The following is a 16,740-nucleotide window of genomic DNA, read 5'->3' as shown; positions in this document are numbered from 1 at the left end:
GGACGACAAAGGTTCAGCCGTATGACGCTCTTTCGAAAAATACAACTGATTCATCTGGTTGGAATCGGAGGGGCCGGGATGAGCGGCATCGCCGAAGTCCTTCTCACGATGGGCTACAAAGTGACCGGTTCGGACCTGCACGCATCGGAGACGACGAAGCGGCTGGAAGAACTCGGTGGGAAGGTTTTCATTGGTCATCAGGAATCCAATGTGGGAGACGCGCAAGTCGTGGTGATCTCTTCCGCCGTAGCGGCCGGTAATCCCGAGGTCGTGGCGGCAAAGGCCAAGCAGATTCCCGTGATTCCTCGGGCGGAGATGTTGGCGGAACTGATGCGCCTGAAGTTCGGGGTGGCCATTGCGGGGGCCCATGGCAAGACCACCACGACATCGATGGTTGCGAACGTGTTGGCGCAGGGTGGCCTTGATCCCACAATGGTGATCGGCGGCAAGGTCAATGCCTTGGGCAGCCACGCGCGGCTCGGGCGTGGCGACTTACTTGTGGCGGAGGCAGATGAAAGCGACGGATCGTTTCTTCGTCTCTCTCCGACCATCGTCGCGGTGACCAATTTGGACCGCGAGCATCTTGATCATTACGGGTCGATGGAACGGATCAATGAAAGCTTCCTGGAGTTCATCAACAAGATCCCGTTCTATGGGTTGGCGGTCTTGTGTGCCGATGACGATCATTTGGCCGCACTGTTCCCTCGTCTCGTGAAGCGGTACCACACCTATGGGCTTCGCGATCGAAATGGGGTATCGCCTGATTTCAAGGCAACCGATATCAGTCTGAAGCAATGGGGTGCCGAGTTCCGGGCACACTTCCGTGAAAAAAATCTTGGCCCCTTCCGATTAGCGGTGCCGGGCACTCATAACGTGTCCAATGCCTTGGCGGCCATCGCCATCGGCATCGAGTTGGAGATTCCCGTCGACCTGATTCGCAAAGGATTGGCGGCCTTCACGGGCGTCGAACGGCGATTTCATCTGCGCGGAGAAGCGGATGGAATCATGGTGGTCGACGATTATGGTCACCATCCCACCGAAGTGAAAGCGACGCTCGCCGCCGCCAAGCAGGGCTGGGACCGTCGATTGGTCGTCCTGTTCCAGCCGCATCGATACAGCCGGACGAGGGATTGCATCGGAGAGTTTGCCCATGCCTTTGACCACGCCGATATGCTCTTCATGACGGACATCTATCCGGCGGGTGAGCAACCGATACCGGGTGTGTCCGGAGCCAACCTCGCCGAAACGATCAAGGCGGCGGGGCATCCATCGGTGACGTTTATCGAGCGCAAGGAAACCATGCCCGACCAAGTGTTACCGCACTTAAGGCCGGGCGACCTCGTACTGACGTTGGGTGCGGGTGATATCTGGAAGGCCGGGACCGGGATTCTTGCACGGCTCAAGTTTGCGTGATGGCTCATGAATCGTCGGACTCGAACGGATGGAACGAAGGGACGATCAATGCGGACACCATGCAGACTAGAGTCTGCCGTGGCCGGCGTTCGAGGAGAGGTTCGTTTCAATGCCCCGCTTAAAGAGTATACGTCGTTCCGTATCGGCGGTCCGGCCGATGTATTGGTGGAGCCGGCAGATGTGGAGGATGTCGTTCGTCTGGCCAAGCAGGCGCACGAACAGAAACTGCCGCTTTTTGTGTTGGGCGGCACCAATCTCCTCGTGCGGGACAAAGGCATTCGAGGCGTGGTGGTCAGTTTGGCAAAGTTGCGCGCAATCAAGGAAGAACCGGGAGCCGTACTGTACGCCGAAGGAGGCGTCGGCATGCCGACGCTCATCGGCCACGCCATGCGCCGGTCTTTGGCGGGGTTGGAGTGGGCGGCCGGTATTCCCGGTACTGTCGCAGGCTGTGTCGTGATGAACGCAGGGACACGACTGGGTGAAATGAAGGACTCGGTGAAAGCCGTTCGGATTGTGTCGCCGGAAGGCGCCCTCATCGACTGTCCGTCGAAAGCGATCGAATTTGGATATCGTCGAGCCACCATGCCATCCGGGGTTGTGGTCGGAGTATGGATGCAGCTGAGGCCGGGAGTGCGGGCGGATATCGAAAAGGTCGTGAAAGACTATCTCCATTACCGCCGTGATACGCAGCCGCTTACATTACCGAGCGCCGGCTGTGTGTTCAAGAATCCGCGGAACGACTCGGCCGGACGAGTCGTTGAAGCGGCAGGACTCAAAGGACTCTCGGTCGGTGATGCACAGGTGTCGACCAAGCATGCCAATTTTATCGTGAACCAAGGGCATGCCAGTGCCACTGACGTGCTTTCACTGATCAAGAGGGTGCGCGCTCAAATTGTCAGAAAGATGGGGATTAAATTAGAACTGGAATTGAAGGTCGTGGGTGAAGCGTAGCGAAAGGGAATCGTCGTTACCATGGGTCGACTAACAAATGCCCGGATCGGCGTGCTCATGGGAGGACGTTCTTCGGAACGAGACATTTCACTGAAGACCGGTCAGGCCGTCCATCAGGCGCTGATTCGCCGAGGATACGATGCGGTGGCCATCGATGTCACCGATCATCTGCATCGTGATTTGGAGGATCAGAAAGTCGCCATTGCCTTTCTCTCCCTGCATGGATCGGGCGGTGAGGATGGTATCGTCCAGGGATTTCTCGAGACGTTGGGTATTCCGTACACGGGATCCGGTGTGCGGGCGAGCGCGGTGGGTATGCATAAGGCGGCCACTAAAACGTTGTTAGCCGCACATGGTATTCCGCTCCCGGCCGGAACCGTTGTGCGGGAATGCGACGGACTGTCGCTCGCCAAGGTTCTGAGACAAACAAAACTGAAATTACCGATCGTGGTCAAACCGGTTTCCCAGGGTTCTACGATCGGGGTGACGATCGTCCGTCGTCGCGGCCAGTGGAAGGACGCCCTCGCCCTTGCACATCGGTATGATCCGGAAGCCATGGTTGAGAGTTACATTCCCGGACATGAAGCGACCCTTTCCATCCTGGGAACAGCGGCGGAAGGTCTCACTGTTCTCCCTCCCATTGAGATCGTGGCACCCGATGGTTTTTACGACTTCTCGGCCAAGTACCAAAAGGGGAGGACTCGGTATCTTTGCCCTGCTCCGCTTCCTCCCAAGGTGGTTCGTCACATCAGTGAATTGGCGAGACGATCCTACGAGGTGCTGGGGTGCGAGGGAGCGGCTCGTGTCGATTTTCGTATCACTCCGAGAGGCCGGCCCTATGTGCTGGAGATCAATACGGTTCCTGGGATGACGGAGACGAGTCTGCTGCCTATGGCTGCGGCTCAGGCGGGAATTGCCTATGACGATTTAGTGGAACGGATTTTACAGTCGGCACTCGATCGTGCGAGTCGCTTTGCACGGGTGTCCCGAAAGGGTGAGTGATGCGATTCTTGGGGAGAAGGCGGCGACCTCCACCGGCGGAGCCACGAAAGAATCAGTGGAAGGATCCGCACGGAGAGCGAGCGGTCAAGGAGAGCAGCAGGGCTAAAAGAGCCAGACGAAAGGCTCTTGCCCGATTGGCCGGTGTGACGATTGGCCTGATATTCGTGATAGGGCTCATCGTCATGGGCGTGAAATATTCAGGGCCTGCGCTGCAAACGTTGTTGGAGATCAAAATCATCTCGGTCGAGGGACTCCGCCACATCGATAAACAGAGCGTGCTCGACCTGGCACAGGTGAAGCCGGGCACCGGACTCCATCATATCGTCACAAAAGTGATAAAGGAGCAGCTGGAGTCTCATCCCTGGGTCAAAGAGGTCGAAGTGACTCGTGTGCCGTTTCATGAGTTACACATATCCCTGGTCGAGCGGGTCCCTGCCGCCGTCGTTCGTGCCGATGCCCAAAATTTTCTGACCGACGGGGAAGGGCATGTGCTGACCAGGCTCGGTCAGACCGATGATGATGCGTTGCCTCTCGTGACGGGGATTGACAGCAGGCGTTTGTTAGAAGGGACTGAGTCGGTGAAGAAAATCGTCGCGTCGGGCATCGAGCTTGCAGAATTGCTGGGGCAAACGTTTAAAGGCCGACCGCACGTGAATGCCGAAAATCCTGTAAACCTCGTCGCATTCGTGCAGGGTGTGCGATTCCAATTCGGGGAGGAAGCGATCGGAGAGCAGTGGAAACGGTTCCAACGCGTCAAACCGACAATAAAGACTCTGAACTTTGACGGTCGTGGGCAGGGAGTGAGCGAAGTGGACCTCCGGTACGAGAATCGAATCATCGTACGGGAAGGGGGGTAATTGCGATGCCGAAACGGGATCAAATTCTGGTCGGACTCGACATCGGAACCACGAAGATTTGTGCGATCGTGGCCGAGATGACCGACGCCGGAGGGCTCAGCATCATCGGCGTCGGATCGAGCCCATCCCGCGGCTTACGCAAGGGAGTCGTCGTTGATATCGAAAGTACCGTCGAATCCATCAAAAAAGCGGTCGAAGAAGCGGAGTTGATGGCGGCGGTCCAGATCAATTCGGTCTACACCGGCATCGCAGGCAGCCACATTTCCGCCGAAAACTGCAAAGGAGTTGTGGCGTTGAAACGGGCCGAGGTGACTCGTGAAGATATCCACCGGGCCATCGAAAGCGCTCGTACTCTTGCCGTGATTCCCCATGAACGTCGGATTCTTCACGTGTTACCGCGGGAGTTCATGGTGGATGGGCAGGAGGGGGTCCGCGAACCATTGGGCCTATCGGGTAACCGCTTGGAGGTTAATGTCCATGTCATCACCGGCGCCGTGACCTCCGCCCAAAACATCGTGAAGAGCGTCAATCGAGCCGGACTCGATGTGGTCGACATCATTCTCCAGCCCCTGGCGTCCAGCGAGGCGGTGTTGAGCCAAGAGGAGCGGGAACTCGGCGTGGCGATGGTGGACCTGGGAGGAGGGACAACGGATCTCGCCATTTTCCTGGACGGGAGCATCCGGCACTCGGCGGTCCTTCCCATCGGCGGACAAAACTTGACGAAGGACTTGGCGATCGGCCTTCTCACCTCACAGACTGAGGCGGAGAAAATCAAGACCCAGTACGGCATTGCCAGGACTGAGCTGGTGACCGGGCATCAGGTCGTCGAAGTGCCGTCGGTTGGAGATCGGCCGGCTCGAACATTTTCCCGACGGGACATCGCCGAAATCTTGGAGCCGCGAGTCGATGAGATGTTTGAGCTCGTGCGCAGGGAAATCGTGCGCGCCGGCTATGAAGGGATGCTGGGGGCCGGTGTGGTCATTACGGGCGGCACGTCCTTGTTGGACGGCATGCCCGATGCCGCCGAGAGGGTGTTGAACTTGCCGGCACGCCGAGGCATACCATCCGGCATTGGAGGATTACGCGATATTGTCGGCCATCCCAGCCATTCCACCGGCGTCGGTCTGCTGATACACGGCCGGCGACATGTCGATGAGTTAGAAACGGCCGGGCTTCGCAATGGGGGAACCTGGGAAAGAATGCGTAGGTGGACGAAGCGGGTGTTGGAGGTCTTTTAACCTTTAAAACCCTTGCGGGCGGCAGGTGGGTCGTCGTGCGAGGCGCTGTGAGGAGGTGCTCCAATGTTCTCATTTCAAGAAGATATGCTGTCACCGGTCCGCATTAAGGTGATCGGAATCGGTGGTGCTGGATGCAACGCGATCAACACGATGATCACCTCCGGACTCGCACGGGTGGATTTTATCTCGGCCAACACGGATCTCCAGGCGCTTGATCGGTCCTTGGCACCCTATAAGATCCAACTGGGTCCGGAGCGAACCCGGGGATTGGGCGCCGGGGCCAAACCGGAGATCGGCCGAGATGCGGCGCTTGAGAGCAAGGAGCACATCCGAGAATGTCTGGAAGGGGCCGACATGGTGTTTGTCACGGCCGGGATGGGGGGAGGAACCGGTACCGGAGCCGCCCCTATTGTGGCCAGCATCGCCCGTGAAATGGGCATCCTCACGGTCGGAGTCGTCACGAAACCGTTTCAGTACGAAGGCCAACGACGACACAAGCACGCGGAGGAAGGAATCCGCGACTTGCGTCGGCACGTCGATACATTGCTCGTGATCCCGAATCAGCGGCTCCTGGGAATCGTCGATAAATCGACCCCGCTCCTCGAAGCGTTCAAAGTCGCGGATGACGTGTTGCGGCAGGCGATCCAAGGCATTGCCGACGTCATTACAACGACGGGACATGTCAACGTGGACTTCGCCGACGTCCGCACCGTGATGTCACACACCGGACGGGCGGTCATGGGCATGGGCGTGTCCTACGGGCCGAATCGAGCGATTGAAGCGGCCCAAAAAGCGATGTGCAGCCCTCTCCTTGAAGAAGGAAGTGTCGAGGGGGCCCGTGGCGTGCTCCTGAACATCACGGGGGGCCCCAGCATGTCCTTGCACGAGATCGAAGAAGCCGCTTCGATTATCCAACAGACGGCCGATCCCGAGGCCAACATCATCGTCGGTCAAGTGATCAACCCGGACATGGGCGAGGAGCTCATCATTACCGTGATCGCGACCGGGTTTGAGCGAGAAGAGGATTCTGCATCCTCGGGAATGGGATCCGATAGAGCATCCCATCGACCCGCTAAGCCGGTCCCTTCCATGTTGGCAGGCGTAGGTGCGTCTCTGGCAGCCGATCGGCCGATGAAAGACCTCGATCGTCCTACGTTTTTGAGAAGAATGAACGACGCGCGTGAGTCGATGGACCGGGCGGTGTTGACCGCGGAAGATGAATGGGATGTGCCGACGTTTCTTCGAAAACAAACTGATTGATCATTCCGCATGCTGAGGTGCCGAACGTGAGTATGACAAACGCATCGGTGATTACCATGCCAGCGTTCGCGGATGCCGGATGTAAGGTTCGCCATTTTTTCGGGACCCGGCGGCATGCCCAGAGCCTTGGCCTTGAAGCGGGGATTCCCAAGAAGGGCATTGCGGGCACGGCAGCATCTTCCTGGACGCTGTCGGTGAAGCAAGTCCATGGAACGGAGGCGCTGGTCGTGGATCGTGCCCTGGCTTCAACAGACCGATTTGTGGGCGGATGGGATGCCTTGGTGACGGATCAGCCCGGAGTCATGGTGGCGGTGCGAACGGCCGATTGTGTTCCGATCCTGATACATGACCCCAATCGGAGGGTTGTGGCCGCCGTCCATGCCGGCTGGCGTGGAGCCGTGTCCGGCATTGTCCCCAAGACTCTGGCGCTCTTGCAATCTCAATTTGGTTCCTGTCTCGGTGATGTCCGGATCAGTATCGGTCCATCCGCCGGCGTGTGCTGCTATGAAGTAGATGAGCCGGTTCTCGATCGCCTGAGCCGGGAATTTCCGGAGTGGAAGAAGGTGGTTCAGACGAGGGAAGGCGGACGAACACACCTTGATCTAAAAGCGCTCGTCAAAGAACAGGCGTGCGCCCACGGAGCGGCTCCGAACTCCATCACGAGCGTCAACTTGTGCACGATTTGTCACGAAGACCTCTTTTTCTCCTATCGGCGGGAAGGCAAAGTCAACGGTACGATGGTCAGTGCCATCGGGTTGTCGATGAGACGATAAGTCAGACTCTGCCAATTCTGAGGTTCTTCCGCTACAATGGGGGAAAATGACGGTTCGCTGAATGAGCGGCCGGGGTTTGTGTGAGAGAACGATGGAACCGCTCATCCAAGAAGCCATAGCGCAACGTGTCCAATCGGTTCTGGCGAAGATTCGATCGGCTGAAGAAAAAGCAGGGCGTCCCAGCGGTACTGTGCGGCTCGTGGCCGCGACGAAGACGGTGACGCTCGAACGCATTGCCGAAGGTGTCCGTGCCGGATTGTCCATCCTGGGAGAAAATCGTGTGCAGGAAGCGCTTCCCAAAATAGCCGCCTTCACCCGGACACCGGTTTACTGGCATTTTATCGGGCAATTACAGCGAAGGAAGGTGCGGTCCATCATTGGTGTATTCGATTTGATTCATTCGGTGGATAGTCTCGATTTGGCGCAAGAAATCGATCGCCGTGCCGGAGAGGCCGACCGGCGGCAAGATGTTCTGTTGGAAGTGAATATTGGAAGAGAGCCGACGAAGGCGGGGTTTCACCCCGATGATCTTGTAGGATCGATATCAAAGATGGCGCAGCTTTCTCATGTCTGTATCAAGGGCTTGATGGCAATCCCTCCGTTGAGCACCGACCCAAATGTGACGAGGCCGTATTTCCGCAGACTCCATGATCTCGCCAAGCAGGTCGCGGCATTAGATTTACGAAGCGTGAGGATGGACGAATTGTCGATGGGAATGTCCAACGATTATGAAGTGGCCATTGAGGAAGGGGCGACACTGGTCCGTGTTGGCACCGCCATCTTTGGAGCACGCCATGTCTAGTCCGGCGCTCACACAAAAAGTTGCCTTTGTGGGTGGTGGCCGAATGGCGGAAGCATTGATCAGTGGAATCCTCTCTTCCGGGCTCGCTAGGCCCGAGGGGATTCAGGTGGCTGATCCAGATGCAGCCAGACTTGATCATCTCAAAAGGCAGTACGGGGTTCAGGTTGGTGCCGGGAATCAGGAGACGGTGGCGTCCAGCGACATCGCCGTGCTGGCGGTGAAGCCTCAAGTCATGGCCGACGTCCTCAAAGAGATCGGACATGTATTGGCAACACGACTTGTGATTTCGGTGGCGGCCGGAGTTCGGCTCAGCCGGATGATTGAGGCTTGTGGGCCGCAAGCCCGTGTGATTCGCGCGATGCCGAATACCCCGGCGATGGTCGGCGAAGGGATGACGGCCATGGCGATTGGTCCGGGAGTAGGAGAACATGAAATGGCATGTGCGAGGCGGATCTTTGAATCTGTCGGCCGGGTCGTGCCCGTCGACGAGCGTCTCATGGATGCCGTGACTGGGATGAGCGGAAGCGGGCCGGCGTACGTTTTTCTCATGATAGAAGCAATGGCGGATGGCGGCGTCAAGATGGGGTTGCCACGGGAGACGGCCAGTCTCCTCGCGGCGCAGACCGTTTTAGGTGCGGCACGGATGGTCTTAGAAACCGGACAGCATCCTGCTCAACTAAAAGACCAGGTGGCATCTCCAGCCGGAACGACGATAGCCGGGTTGCATCGGCTGGAAGAGGGAGGCCTCCGGGCCGTGCTGATCGACGCCATCGAGGCCGCCACGAAACGGTCACAGGAGCTTGGAAGCTGATGTTTGTGGTCGGAAATACGCTGTTAGCGGTCGCTACGGTGCTAGACTATACACTGACGTTCTATACGTGGATTATCATCGCTCGAGCGCTGATTTCTTGGGTGAATCCGGATCCGTGGAATCCGATCGTTCAATTCTTGACTCGCGTCACCGAACCGGTGTTGGCCCCGATCCGACGGCGATTGGGTTGGAGTATGGGCGTGGATGTGTCGCCCTTGATCGTCATCGTGGCCATCTGGTTTGTGCAGATCGCGGTCGTACAGTCGATTAAGGATCTCGCGGTACGGATGAATTGATTCAACCAAGGGGGGATGCCATGAAGATTACACCACTCGACATTCAACAGATGGTCTTTCAAGTCAAGCTTCGTGGCTATGACCGTGAAGAGGTCAATCGTTTTTTGGAAGAAATTGCACAAACCGTCGAATTCCTGAACCGTGACAATGCCACGTTGCGTGAACGAGTTCTGTCGCTTGAGCAGCAGGTTGCCGAGCTGAAACGAACGGAGGCGACCTTGTCCACCACCTTGGTCTCGGCGCAGTCGTTAGCCGAAGATGTCAAACGAAGTGCGCAACGCGACGCCGAGTTGATCGTCAAAGAAGCGGAGTTGAAAGCCAGCGAACTTTTCCGACAAGCGCGAGCCGAGCTGGGAAACACCCAACGAGACCTTTCAGTGTTGCAGAAACAGCGGCTGCTCATGGTTGAGCGGATGCGGGCAACGCTCCACACCTTCGAGCGGATGTTGGATGTGGAAGCAAGTGAAGCATACCAGGAGCACGGCGTCATGCAGGAAGAAAAGCTGGAGGGAGAATCGAGCCCTACCCGCTGACCCTTTCCAGTTATTGGTGCCCCGTTGGGTAGTGCTCGATCGTTTCTTCTGCTGGTCTCCCTCAATTATCATTCCGATGCCCGATCTCAGTATCATCCAAACAGCACTCAATCAAGCCGTTACCGATGGGGTGTTCCCAGGGGCGGTCTTGGCCGTGCGGCACGGAGACAGGCCGGTCTTTCGATTTCATGCCGGTCTCCTTTCGACCGTTCCTCCAGGGTCGCTCGTGAGCGCATCCACGATCTATGATCTGGCGTCGCTCACCAAACCGTTGGCGACTGTCACGGCGCTTGTTCTATTGATGCAGAAAGGCAGTTGTCGGCTTGATGACCGCGTGGCCGACCATCTTTCGGAATGTGCTGGTGCCTTCCTCGGCACAGCGACGATTCGTCATCTCCTGACGCATTCGTCTGGACTGCCAGGTTGGCGTGGGTTCTATGAACGGCTTAGTCCGGATGGCACCACTCCCTCGTCTGCCGAAGAGCGAGAGAGGGCCAAACAAGCTATACTCGCCCTCATTCAGTCTGAGGCACCGGTGTATGAACGGGATACGCGCAGCCTCTATAGCGATCTTGGCTTCATCTTACTCGGTCTTATTGTCGAGCGAAGCAGCCGCCAATCGCTGAACGACTACTTCCTTGATCATATTGTGCGCCCCCTCGGGAAGCCTAAAATCGGATTCATCCTGCCGGATCGGAACCCTGCGGTTTCCGCTGATGTAGGAGGCAATGTCGGAAGTGTGGCCCCGACAGAGTTCGATCAATGGCGAGGCCGTCTCTTACGCGGGGAAGTGCACGATCAGAACGCAGCCGCTCTGGGTGGCGAGGCCGGCCATGCCGGGCTATTTGGAACTGCGGACGCGGTGTTGACGATCTCGGGGGAATGGTTGCGTGCCTATCAGGGCCGATCGACCATCCTCGATCCGACAATGGTGCAAAGATTTATCCAGCGGCAGAAACCGGAAGGATCCTCCAGCTGGGCGCTCGGGTGGGATACACCTTCAGCACCATCCTCAGCAGGACGTTACTTTGCAGCCCGATCGTTTGGCCATCTTGGCTATACGGGGACTTCCGTCTGGATTGATCCTGTGCACAAATTAGAAGTCGTCTTGCTCTCCAATCGCGTGCATCCCTCGAGCAGGAATGAAGCGATCCGAGAGTTTCGCCCTGCGCTTCATGACTTGGTGTATGAGGAATTCATCGGCGCGACTTAAGCCCGGTCAGGGTAGTCGAGCCATGTTTCCTTTTCGGCGAGATAGCGTGTTCCCTTGAAGTTAGGCCGTGTTCTCATGCGGGTGAACCCTGAGTCTTGGAGTTTCTCCACTAATTCCTTCACCGCCGCCGCGATGGTCGGGTGAGACCGACTCTCAACAACGAACGCTTCATACGTAATCTTGGCTGAGTATCCAGATTGAACCCGGTTGATCAGAATCGTGCGGTTGAAATATCGATCACTTGGATCGACTCCTTCAAGCTGATGTTTCTCGACCAACCCTTCTTTCTTGAACATCAGTGGTAGCGTACTCATGCTTCTTTATCCTTCCGACATAACAATTGGCGCTCAAACCTACGTCCTTGAATTATAGAGGGTCATCCGTACAGCCTGCAACTCGTTGACAAGCGTAGCGTCGATTACTAAGATGCATCGCTCCAGTCAGTCCGAGGCTTGTCCAGCTTCCATTCCATGAACATTCCCAATAGCCTCACAATCCTTCGAATTCTCTTGATCCCGGTCTATATAGGATTCATGACCTACGGCTCGTATGGGTTCGCGCTTCTGACGTTGCTTATCGCCGGACTGACGGATGCCATTGACGGTCATCTCGCGAGAAAACTGAACCAGCGGACACGATTGGGCACCTTACTGGACCCATTAGCAGACAAGTTGCTGCTGACGTCGAGTTTCATCTCGCTGGCGATGCTGCATCTAGTGCCGTCCTGGCTGGTCATCTTGGTCGTGAGCCGGGACATTATTCTCCTCCTGGGGACCGTAGTGGCTCATGTCACGAGCACGCCCATTAATGTTACTCCCACATTCTTGGGGAAAGGAACCACCTTGCTTCAGTTGAGCTACGTCTTCTTGATTGTCTTTTGGGCATGGCGTGGGATCGACCGCTCCTTACTCACACCGCTCGTCGTCCTGATGGTTGGATTCACCCTTGCCTCAGGGTTTCATTACCTCTATCGAGGGTATCGTGACACGAATGTCGCTCCACCGCTTGCCTGATGATCACTTCCCTCAGCATTCGTTTGCGGCTCGGTAAATAATTCAATTGTTTTTGACAGGTTATTAACCCCCCAGTAGACTCGCTTCGTAGCCTTAGCCTTTCCTTAACCGGTTCTGGCAGCCACGACAGGACGAGAATCTATGGCCACCTTTGCATATGTCGGACGAAGCAAATCCGGAGCGGTGAAAAAAGGCGAACTCGTCGCCAAGTCGCGAGATGAAGCCGTGGAGCAGCTACGCAAGCAGAGCGTGGTGGTGACGAGTCTCGAAGAGAAGGCTGCCAAAGAAGGGTTCAGCTTCAGTCTGGGAGGCGGGGTAAGCGAAAAGGATTTAGTGGTGTTCACCAGGCAATTCGGAACCATGATCAATGCGGGTTTGCCATTAATCCAATGTTTAGAAATTCTGTCGACTCAATCTGAGAATGCCGCTCTGAGAAAATCCGTGGGTGAGATCAAGGTGCAGGTCGAGGGAGGGTCAACGTTTTCAGACGCTCTTCGCAAACATCCCAAAGTGTTCGACGACCTCTATGTCAACATGGTTCATGCGGGAGAAGTCGGAGGGTTGCTCGATACCATTCTTGGTCGGCTTTCAAAGTATATCGAAAAAGCGATGAAATTGAAGGGCCAGATCAAAAGTGCCATGGTGTACCCGTCGGCCATTTTGGGAATCGCGTTCATCGTGATCGCTGTGTTGATGATCTTCGTGATTCCGGTGTTCGAAAAGATGTTCAAAGATATGTCCGGCGGAAAAATGGCGCTGCCCGGGCCGACTCAGCTTGTGATCGATATGAGTAATTTCGCACAGTCGAGTTGGTACATCGTTCTTGCAGCGGTGATTCTTGGAGTCGTGGCATTCAAAAAATACTATGCAACGGCCAATGGGAAGTATCAGATCGACAAGTTTATCTTGAAGCTGCCCGTGTTCGGAGACTTGGTGCGAAAAGCATCGGTGGCCAAGTTCACGAGGACGTTGGGGACGCTTATCACCAGCGGTGTTCCTCTGTTGGACGCCTTGACGATTTGCGCGAAGACGTCGGGTAACAAAATCATCGAAGAAGCGCTTGTGAACGCCAGGGTGAGCATCAGTGGAGGCAAGACGATTTCCGAGCCTCTGGCGAAGAGTCAGGTCTTTCCGAAGATGGTGACGCATATGATCGCGGTCGGAGAATCAACGGGTGCGCTCGATGCCATGTTAGGGAAAATTGCCGATTTCTACGAGGATGAGGTGGACCAGGCCGTAGCCTCGCTCACGGCGTTATTGGAACCGATGATGATGGTATTTCTGGGAGTCGTCATCGGATTTATCGTGGTGGCGATGTATCTGCCTATCTTCACAATGGCTCAGGCAATCAGCTCGTGACATAAGGATGGGAATGATTGGAAGGGTCTCCGCATAAAGAAAGGGGTGGTTCTGGCTGTTGGCATCCAATTTGACCCTACCTCGATATGAGTTCATGCCCCACTTCTCGATAAACGCAGGTATGCGTCTATTCACGTCGCGCTGACATGGGGCCATGGGCGATATTAAGACCAGAATCTACTGGTTAATGGGGTGGCGAGTCGTTATCGTCACTCTGCTGTTAGGGCTGTCCCTCGCGTTTCAGGTTACCAAGGGCGAACGAGTTGAAACATTCTATGCCCTGATCATCTTCACGTATGCGGTCACAATCCTCTACGCGTTCCTGTTTCGATGGCTTACTACTCCTGATGTTTTCGTGCAATTCGCCTGGGCTCAGATTGCCATCGATTTCTTGGTCGAGACGGTATTGATCGCCAGAACCGGCGGAATTGAAAGTCCGTTTGCGGTGCTATATGTCATCAGTGTGACGGTCGCGAGTTTGGTCCCGCGTCGACGTGTGGGACTCTTGACGGCCAGCCTCTGCATCATTCTGTTTGGGATTCTGACCAATGTGCAGCTTTACGGTCTCACGGAAGTATGGGGATGGTTGCCTCGTGCCGACCTTAGCGCCGCCGAGACGCTTCATGCATTCGGCGTCTATAGTCTCTCGTTCTTGGTCGTCGGTTTTCTGAGCGGCGCTCTTGCGGATCAGCTTCGGCTGGCAGATCAAGCGCTCCGCGAAAAGGAGCAGGGACTGAGCCGTCTCCAGGCATTCCATGAGAATATCGTTCACAGCATCAGCAGCGGCGTCTTTACGACCGATGAAAAGGGTCAGATTACGTCGTTCAACCCTGCGGCGCAGGAAGCGACGGGTTACAGTTTTGAGCAAGTACAAAGCCGTCCCTGGCGCGAAGTGTTTAACTGGCATCCCAGCCAGCAAGATGACGATTCCATGCAAGGGGGCTTCGCCCACATGCGATTTGAAGTAGAGTGCAAGCGGTCCGACGGTAATCGATTAATTCTCGGCATGACGCTTGCGCCGTTGCACGAGCGAGGAGAGAAAACCGGACTGGTTGGAGTGTTCAAGGATCTGACTCAGATCCGCGACCTCGAAGAAGAAATGCGGCGAAAGGAATGGTTGGCCAGCTTGGGAGAGATGTCGGCAGGGATGGCGCACGAAATCAGGAATCCTTTGGGAGCACTGGCCGGCGCGATGCAAATGCTTCGAAAAGATCTCCACGCCGATGAGACCAGCCAACGCCTCATGGACATCGCGGTTCGGGAGGCGACCCGGTTGGATGCCATCATCACGGAGTTTCTCCAATATGCCAGGCCACCGGCACTGAATCGGGTGGAGTACGATTTAAACAAAGTCCTTGCTGAGACTCTTGATCTGGTACAACATGAAGCACGAGCCAGAGGGAATCTTACCATTGCGGCAGCACCGTGTCCCGGGGTGTTGCTCGCACAAGTGGATCAGGATCAAATGAAACAGGTGTTTTGGAATCTGGCGGTCAATGCGTTTGATGCCATGCCCAATGGCGGACAATTGACGATCGCAACGGGGTGCAGGAAGGTCGATGTCGCGGGGCGCAAGGCCGAGGTGGTTGAGGTCTCGTTCCACGATACGGGGGAAGGCATTCCGAGAAAGAATCTCGATAAAATTTTTCTGCCATTCTTTACCACCAAAAAGCGAGGCTCAGGATTGGGGCTGGCCGCGGTGCATCGCATTGTCGACCTCCACGGAGGATGGATCAAAGTGGAAAGTCAGGAAGGGCAAGGAACACGATTTGGAGTGTGCTTGCCTCGTACGGCTGATTCAGGGGTGCGACTTTGGCACGAGGGTAGAGAACCGTGGAAAAGATCCTAGTCGTTGACGACGAGCTAAGCTTGCGTGATGTGTTGAGCATAATGCTCAAGCGGGCTGGATACGCCGTAACCGTTGCCATGGACGGTGAAGAAGCCATCGAGCTGTTGAGTCGAGAAATCTTTGATCTGGTCATCACCGATTTGCGGATGCCGAAAATCGACGGCATGGAGGTTCTCAAGGCCGTCAAGTCCGCTTCGCCGGAGACGGTCGTGCTGATCATCACGGCCTTTGCCACGGCGGATTCCGCCGTGGAAGCCATGAAACAAGGGGCATACGACTATCTGACGAAGCCGTTCCAGGTCGACGAAGTTCAGTTGATCATTCGGAATGCACTGGAGAAGCGACGGCTTACGACCGAAAACATGCTTCTCAAACGGGAAATGGCGAGTCAATCGTCATTCGCGCAGCTGGTCGGCCAGAGCGAGGCGATGCAAAAAGTGTTCGATGTCGTGCGGAAGGTCGCTGACTCCAAAAGCAATGTCCTTATCTGCGGCGAAAGTGGAACGGGAAAAGAGTTGGTCGCACGCGCGATTCATTACAACAGTGCGAGAAGTACCCTCCCCTTTGTGGCCGTGAATTGCAGCGCAGTCCCGGAAACATTGCTGGAGAGTGAGTTGTTCGGCCACATGAAGGGATCATTCACCGGAGCCATCTCCAATAAAGCGGGGCTTTTCGAGATCGCCAACGGAGGAACGATTTTCCTCGACGAGATCGGCGATACGACTCCGACGATTCAGGTGAAGCTGCTCCGGGTCATCCAAGAGCGGGAGTTTCGACGGGTAGGCGGCAACCAAGACATCAAAGTCGATGTACGAGTGGTGGCCGCTACCAATAAGGATCTCGAGAGAGCAGTGGCGGACGGTTCGTTTCGAGAGGACCTGTACTACCGTTTGGATGTGATTCCTATCCGGCTTCCGCCTTTGCGCATGCGCACCGGTGATATTCCGTTACTGGTCAATCACTTTTTGGATCGTTTTTCGAAGGAAAGCGGGAAGCCCAAGCCCGTGATCAGCCCGGAGGCGATGCACGTCCTACTGGAGCATGAATGGCGCGGCAATGTTCGTGAGTTGGAGAATCTGATCGAACGGGTCGTCGCATTTTCGACTGAAGGACCGGTGACTGACGCCGAGGTGCGTGGATGGCTTCATCGGTCCACAGTGCAGCCGCAGCAGCCGGTAATGCCTATGGATCTGACTGACGAGGGGTTGGACCTTGAAGGACTTATCAACGGAATCGAGAAGGATCTGTTGCTGAAAGCGCTTGAACGATCGAAATGGGTCAAGAACAAGGCCGCCCGGATGCTCAGACTCAACACCAGATCGTTTCGGTACCGCTTGGAGAAGTATGCTATAAAAGGAGGTCGTGACTAG

Annotated in this window: 17 protein-coding genes; 16 read left to right on the top strand and 1 reads right to left on the bottom strand. The window is 56.0% G+C overall.

Annotated elements, in window-relative coordinates; translation table 11 throughout:
- Window positions 1–21 precede the first annotated feature (21 nt).
- The 12 genes from murC (at window position 22) to A4E19_14920 (ending at window position 11,149) form a co-directional block, all read left to right on the top strand.
- On the top strand, window positions 22–1,413 hold the full coding sequence (murC, locus tag A4E19_14975) for a UDP-N-acetylmuramate--L-alanine ligase (GenBank protein ID OQW37032.1): 1,392 nt from the start codon (window positions 22–24) through the stop codon (window positions 1,411–1,413).
- A 78-nt stretch (window positions 1,414–1,491) separates the two neighbouring features.
- Window positions 1,492–2,364: a hypothetical protein gene (locus A4E19_14970; GenBank protein OQW37031.1), complete on the top strand. Its 873-nt coding sequence runs from the start codon at window positions 1,492–1,494 to the stop codon at window positions 2,362–2,364.
- 21 nt (window positions 2,365–2,385) lie between these two features.
- Complete coding sequence (locus A4E19_14965) at window positions 2,386–3,366, top strand: hypothetical protein (GenBank protein OQW37030.1); 981 nt, start codon at window positions 2,386–2,388, stop codon at window positions 3,364–3,366.
- A complete protein-coding gene (locus A4E19_14960) occupies window positions 3,366–4,223 on the top strand; it encodes a hypothetical protein (GenBank protein OQW37029.1) in 858 nt (285 codons plus the stop codon). Before A4E19_14965 ends, A4E19_14960 begins: the two co-directional genes overlap by 1 nt.
- 5 nt (window positions 4,224–4,228) lie before the next feature.
- A complete protein-coding gene (locus A4E19_14955; protein OQW37028.1) occupies window positions 4,229–5,461 on the top strand; it encodes a cell division protein FtsA in 1,233 nt (410 codons plus the stop codon).
- Window positions 5,462–5,524: 63 nt separating this feature from the next.
- Window positions 5,525–6,721, top strand: a complete 1,197-nt coding sequence (locus A4E19_14950) for a cell division protein FtsZ (GenBank protein OQW37027.1) — start codon at window positions 5,525–5,527, stop codon at window positions 6,719–6,721.
- A 32-nt stretch (window positions 6,722–6,753) separates the two neighbouring features.
- A complete protein-coding gene (locus A4E19_14945) occupies window positions 6,754–7,494 on the top strand; it encodes a hypothetical protein (protein OQW37026.1) in 741 nt (246 codons plus the stop codon).
- A gap of 91 nt (window positions 7,495–7,585) precedes the next feature.
- Window positions 7,586–8,296: a hypothetical protein gene (locus A4E19_14940; GenBank protein ID OQW37025.1), complete on the top strand. Its 711-nt coding sequence runs from the start codon at window positions 7,586–7,588 to the stop codon at window positions 8,294–8,296.
- Complete coding sequence (locus A4E19_14935; GenBank protein ID OQW37024.1) at window positions 8,289–9,107, top strand: pyrroline-5-carboxylate reductase; 819 nt, start codon at window positions 8,289–8,291, stop codon at window positions 9,105–9,107. Before A4E19_14940 ends, A4E19_14935 begins: the two co-directional genes overlap by 8 nt.
- Window positions 9,107–9,403, top strand: a complete 297-nt coding sequence (locus tag A4E19_14930; GenBank protein OQW37023.1) for a hypothetical protein — start codon at window positions 9,107–9,109, stop codon at window positions 9,401–9,403. Before A4E19_14935 ends, A4E19_14930 begins: the two co-directional genes overlap by 1 nt.
- 20 nt (window positions 9,404–9,423) lie before the next feature.
- Complete coding sequence (locus tag A4E19_14925) at window positions 9,424–9,936, top strand: hypothetical protein (protein OQW37022.1); 513 nt, start codon at window positions 9,424–9,426, stop codon at window positions 9,934–9,936.
- Window positions 9,937–9,949: 13 nt separating this feature from the next.
- Window positions 9,950–11,149 (top strand): hypothetical protein, encoded by a 1,200-nt coding sequence (locus A4E19_14920; GenBank protein OQW37021.1) that lies wholly within the window; start codon window positions 9,950–9,952, stop codon window positions 11,147–11,149.
- On the opposite strand, the gene A4E19_14915 is transcribed toward A4E19_14920, so the two are convergent.
- Complete coding sequence (locus A4E19_14915; protein ID OQW37020.1) at window positions 11,146–11,445, bottom strand: hypothetical protein; 300 nt, start codon at window positions 11,443–11,445, stop codon at window positions 11,146–11,148. The two genes, A4E19_14920 and A4E19_14915, sit on opposite strands and share 4 nt — an antisense overlap.
- A 174-nt stretch (window positions 11,446–11,619) precedes the next feature.
- On the opposite strand from A4E19_14915, the gene A4E19_14910 reads away from it, so the two are divergent.
- The 4 genes from A4E19_14910 to A4E19_14895 all read left to right on the top strand — a co-directional run bounded on the left by A4E19_14910 (window position 11,620) and on the right by A4E19_14895 (window position 16,740).
- A complete protein-coding gene (locus tag A4E19_14910; protein ID OQW37019.1) occupies window positions 11,620–12,162 on the top strand; it encodes a hypothetical protein in 543 nt (180 codons plus the stop codon).
- 141 nt (window positions 12,163–12,303) lie between these two features.
- Entirely contained in the window at window positions 12,304–13,521 is a 1,218-nt protein-coding gene (locus A4E19_14905) for a pilus assembly protein PilC (GenBank protein OQW37018.1), read from the top strand.
- A gap of 154 nt (window positions 13,522–13,675) precedes the next feature.
- Window positions 13,676–15,370 (top strand): hypothetical protein, encoded by a 1,695-nt coding sequence (locus A4E19_14900; GenBank protein OQW37017.1) that lies wholly within the window; start codon window positions 13,676–13,678, stop codon window positions 15,368–15,370.
- A gap of 41 nt (window positions 15,371–15,411) precedes the next feature.
- Window positions 15,412–16,740 (top strand): Fis family transcriptional regulator, encoded by a 1,329-nt coding sequence (locus A4E19_14895; GenBank protein ID OQW37016.1) that lies wholly within the window; start codon window positions 15,412–15,414, stop codon window positions 16,738–16,740.

The organism is Nitrospira sp. SG-bin1, from assembly GCA_002083365.1.
Classification (GTDB): Bacteria; Nitrospirota; Nitrospiria; order Nitrospirales; family Nitrospiraceae; genus Nitrospira_D.
The sequence above is the reverse complement of the archived record's forward strand: the minus strand, read 5'-3'. Positions and strand labels throughout refer to the sequence as shown.

Coding starts and splice junctions, on each gene's coding strand:
- A4E19_14955 (OQW37028.1), top strand. CDS start 4,229: ATGCCGAAACGGGATCAAATTCTGGTCGGACTCGACATCGGAACCACG.
- A4E19_14945 (OQW37026.1), top strand. CDS start 6,754: ATGACAAACGCATCGGTGATTACCATGCCAGCGTTCGCGGATGCCGGA.
- A4E19_14940 (OQW37025.1), top strand. CDS start 7,586: ATGGAACCGCTCATCCAAGAAGCCATAGCGCAACGTGTCCAATCGGTT.
- A4E19_14925 (OQW37022.1), top strand. CDS start 9,424: ATGAAGATTACACCACTCGACATTCAACAGATGGTCTTTCAAGTCAAG.
- A4E19_14965 (OQW37030.1), top strand. CDS start 2,386: ATGGGTCGACTAACAAATGCCCGGATCGGCGTGCTCATGGGAGGACGT.
- A4E19_14950 (OQW37027.1), top strand. CDS start 5,525: ATGTTCTCATTTCAAGAAGATATGCTGTCACCGGTCCGCATTAAGGTG.
- A4E19_14960 (OQW37029.1), top strand. CDS start 3,366: ATGCGATTCTTGGGGAGAAGGCGGCGACCTCCACCGGCGGAGCCACGA.
- A4E19_14935 (OQW37024.1), top strand. CDS start 8,289: ATGTCTAGTCCGGCGCTCACACAAAAAGTTGCCTTTGTGGGTGGTGGC.
- A4E19_14905 (OQW37018.1), top strand. CDS start 12,304: ATGGCCACCTTTGCATATGTCGGACGAAGCAAATCCGGAGCGGTGAAA.
- A4E19_14910 (OQW37019.1), top strand. CDS start 11,620: ATGAACATTCCCAATAGCCTCACAATCCTTCGAATTCTCTTGATCCCG.
- A4E19_14900 (OQW37017.1), top strand. CDS start 13,676: ATGGGCGATATTAAGACCAGAATCTACTGGTTAATGGGGTGGCGAGTC.
- A4E19_14915 (OQW37020.1), bottom strand. CDS start 11,445: ATGTTCAAGAAAGAAGGGTTGGTCGAGAAACATCAGCTTGAAGGAGTC.
- murC (OQW37032.1), top strand. CDS start 22: ATGACGCTCTTTCGAAAAATACAACTGATTCATCTGGTTGGAATCGGA.
- A4E19_14895 (OQW37016.1), top strand. CDS start 15,412: ATGCTCAAGCGGGCTGGATACGCCGTAACCGTTGCCATGGACGGTGAA.
- A4E19_14930 (OQW37023.1), top strand. CDS start 9,107: ATGTTTGTGGTCGGAAATACGCTGTTAGCGGTCGCTACGGTGCTAGAC.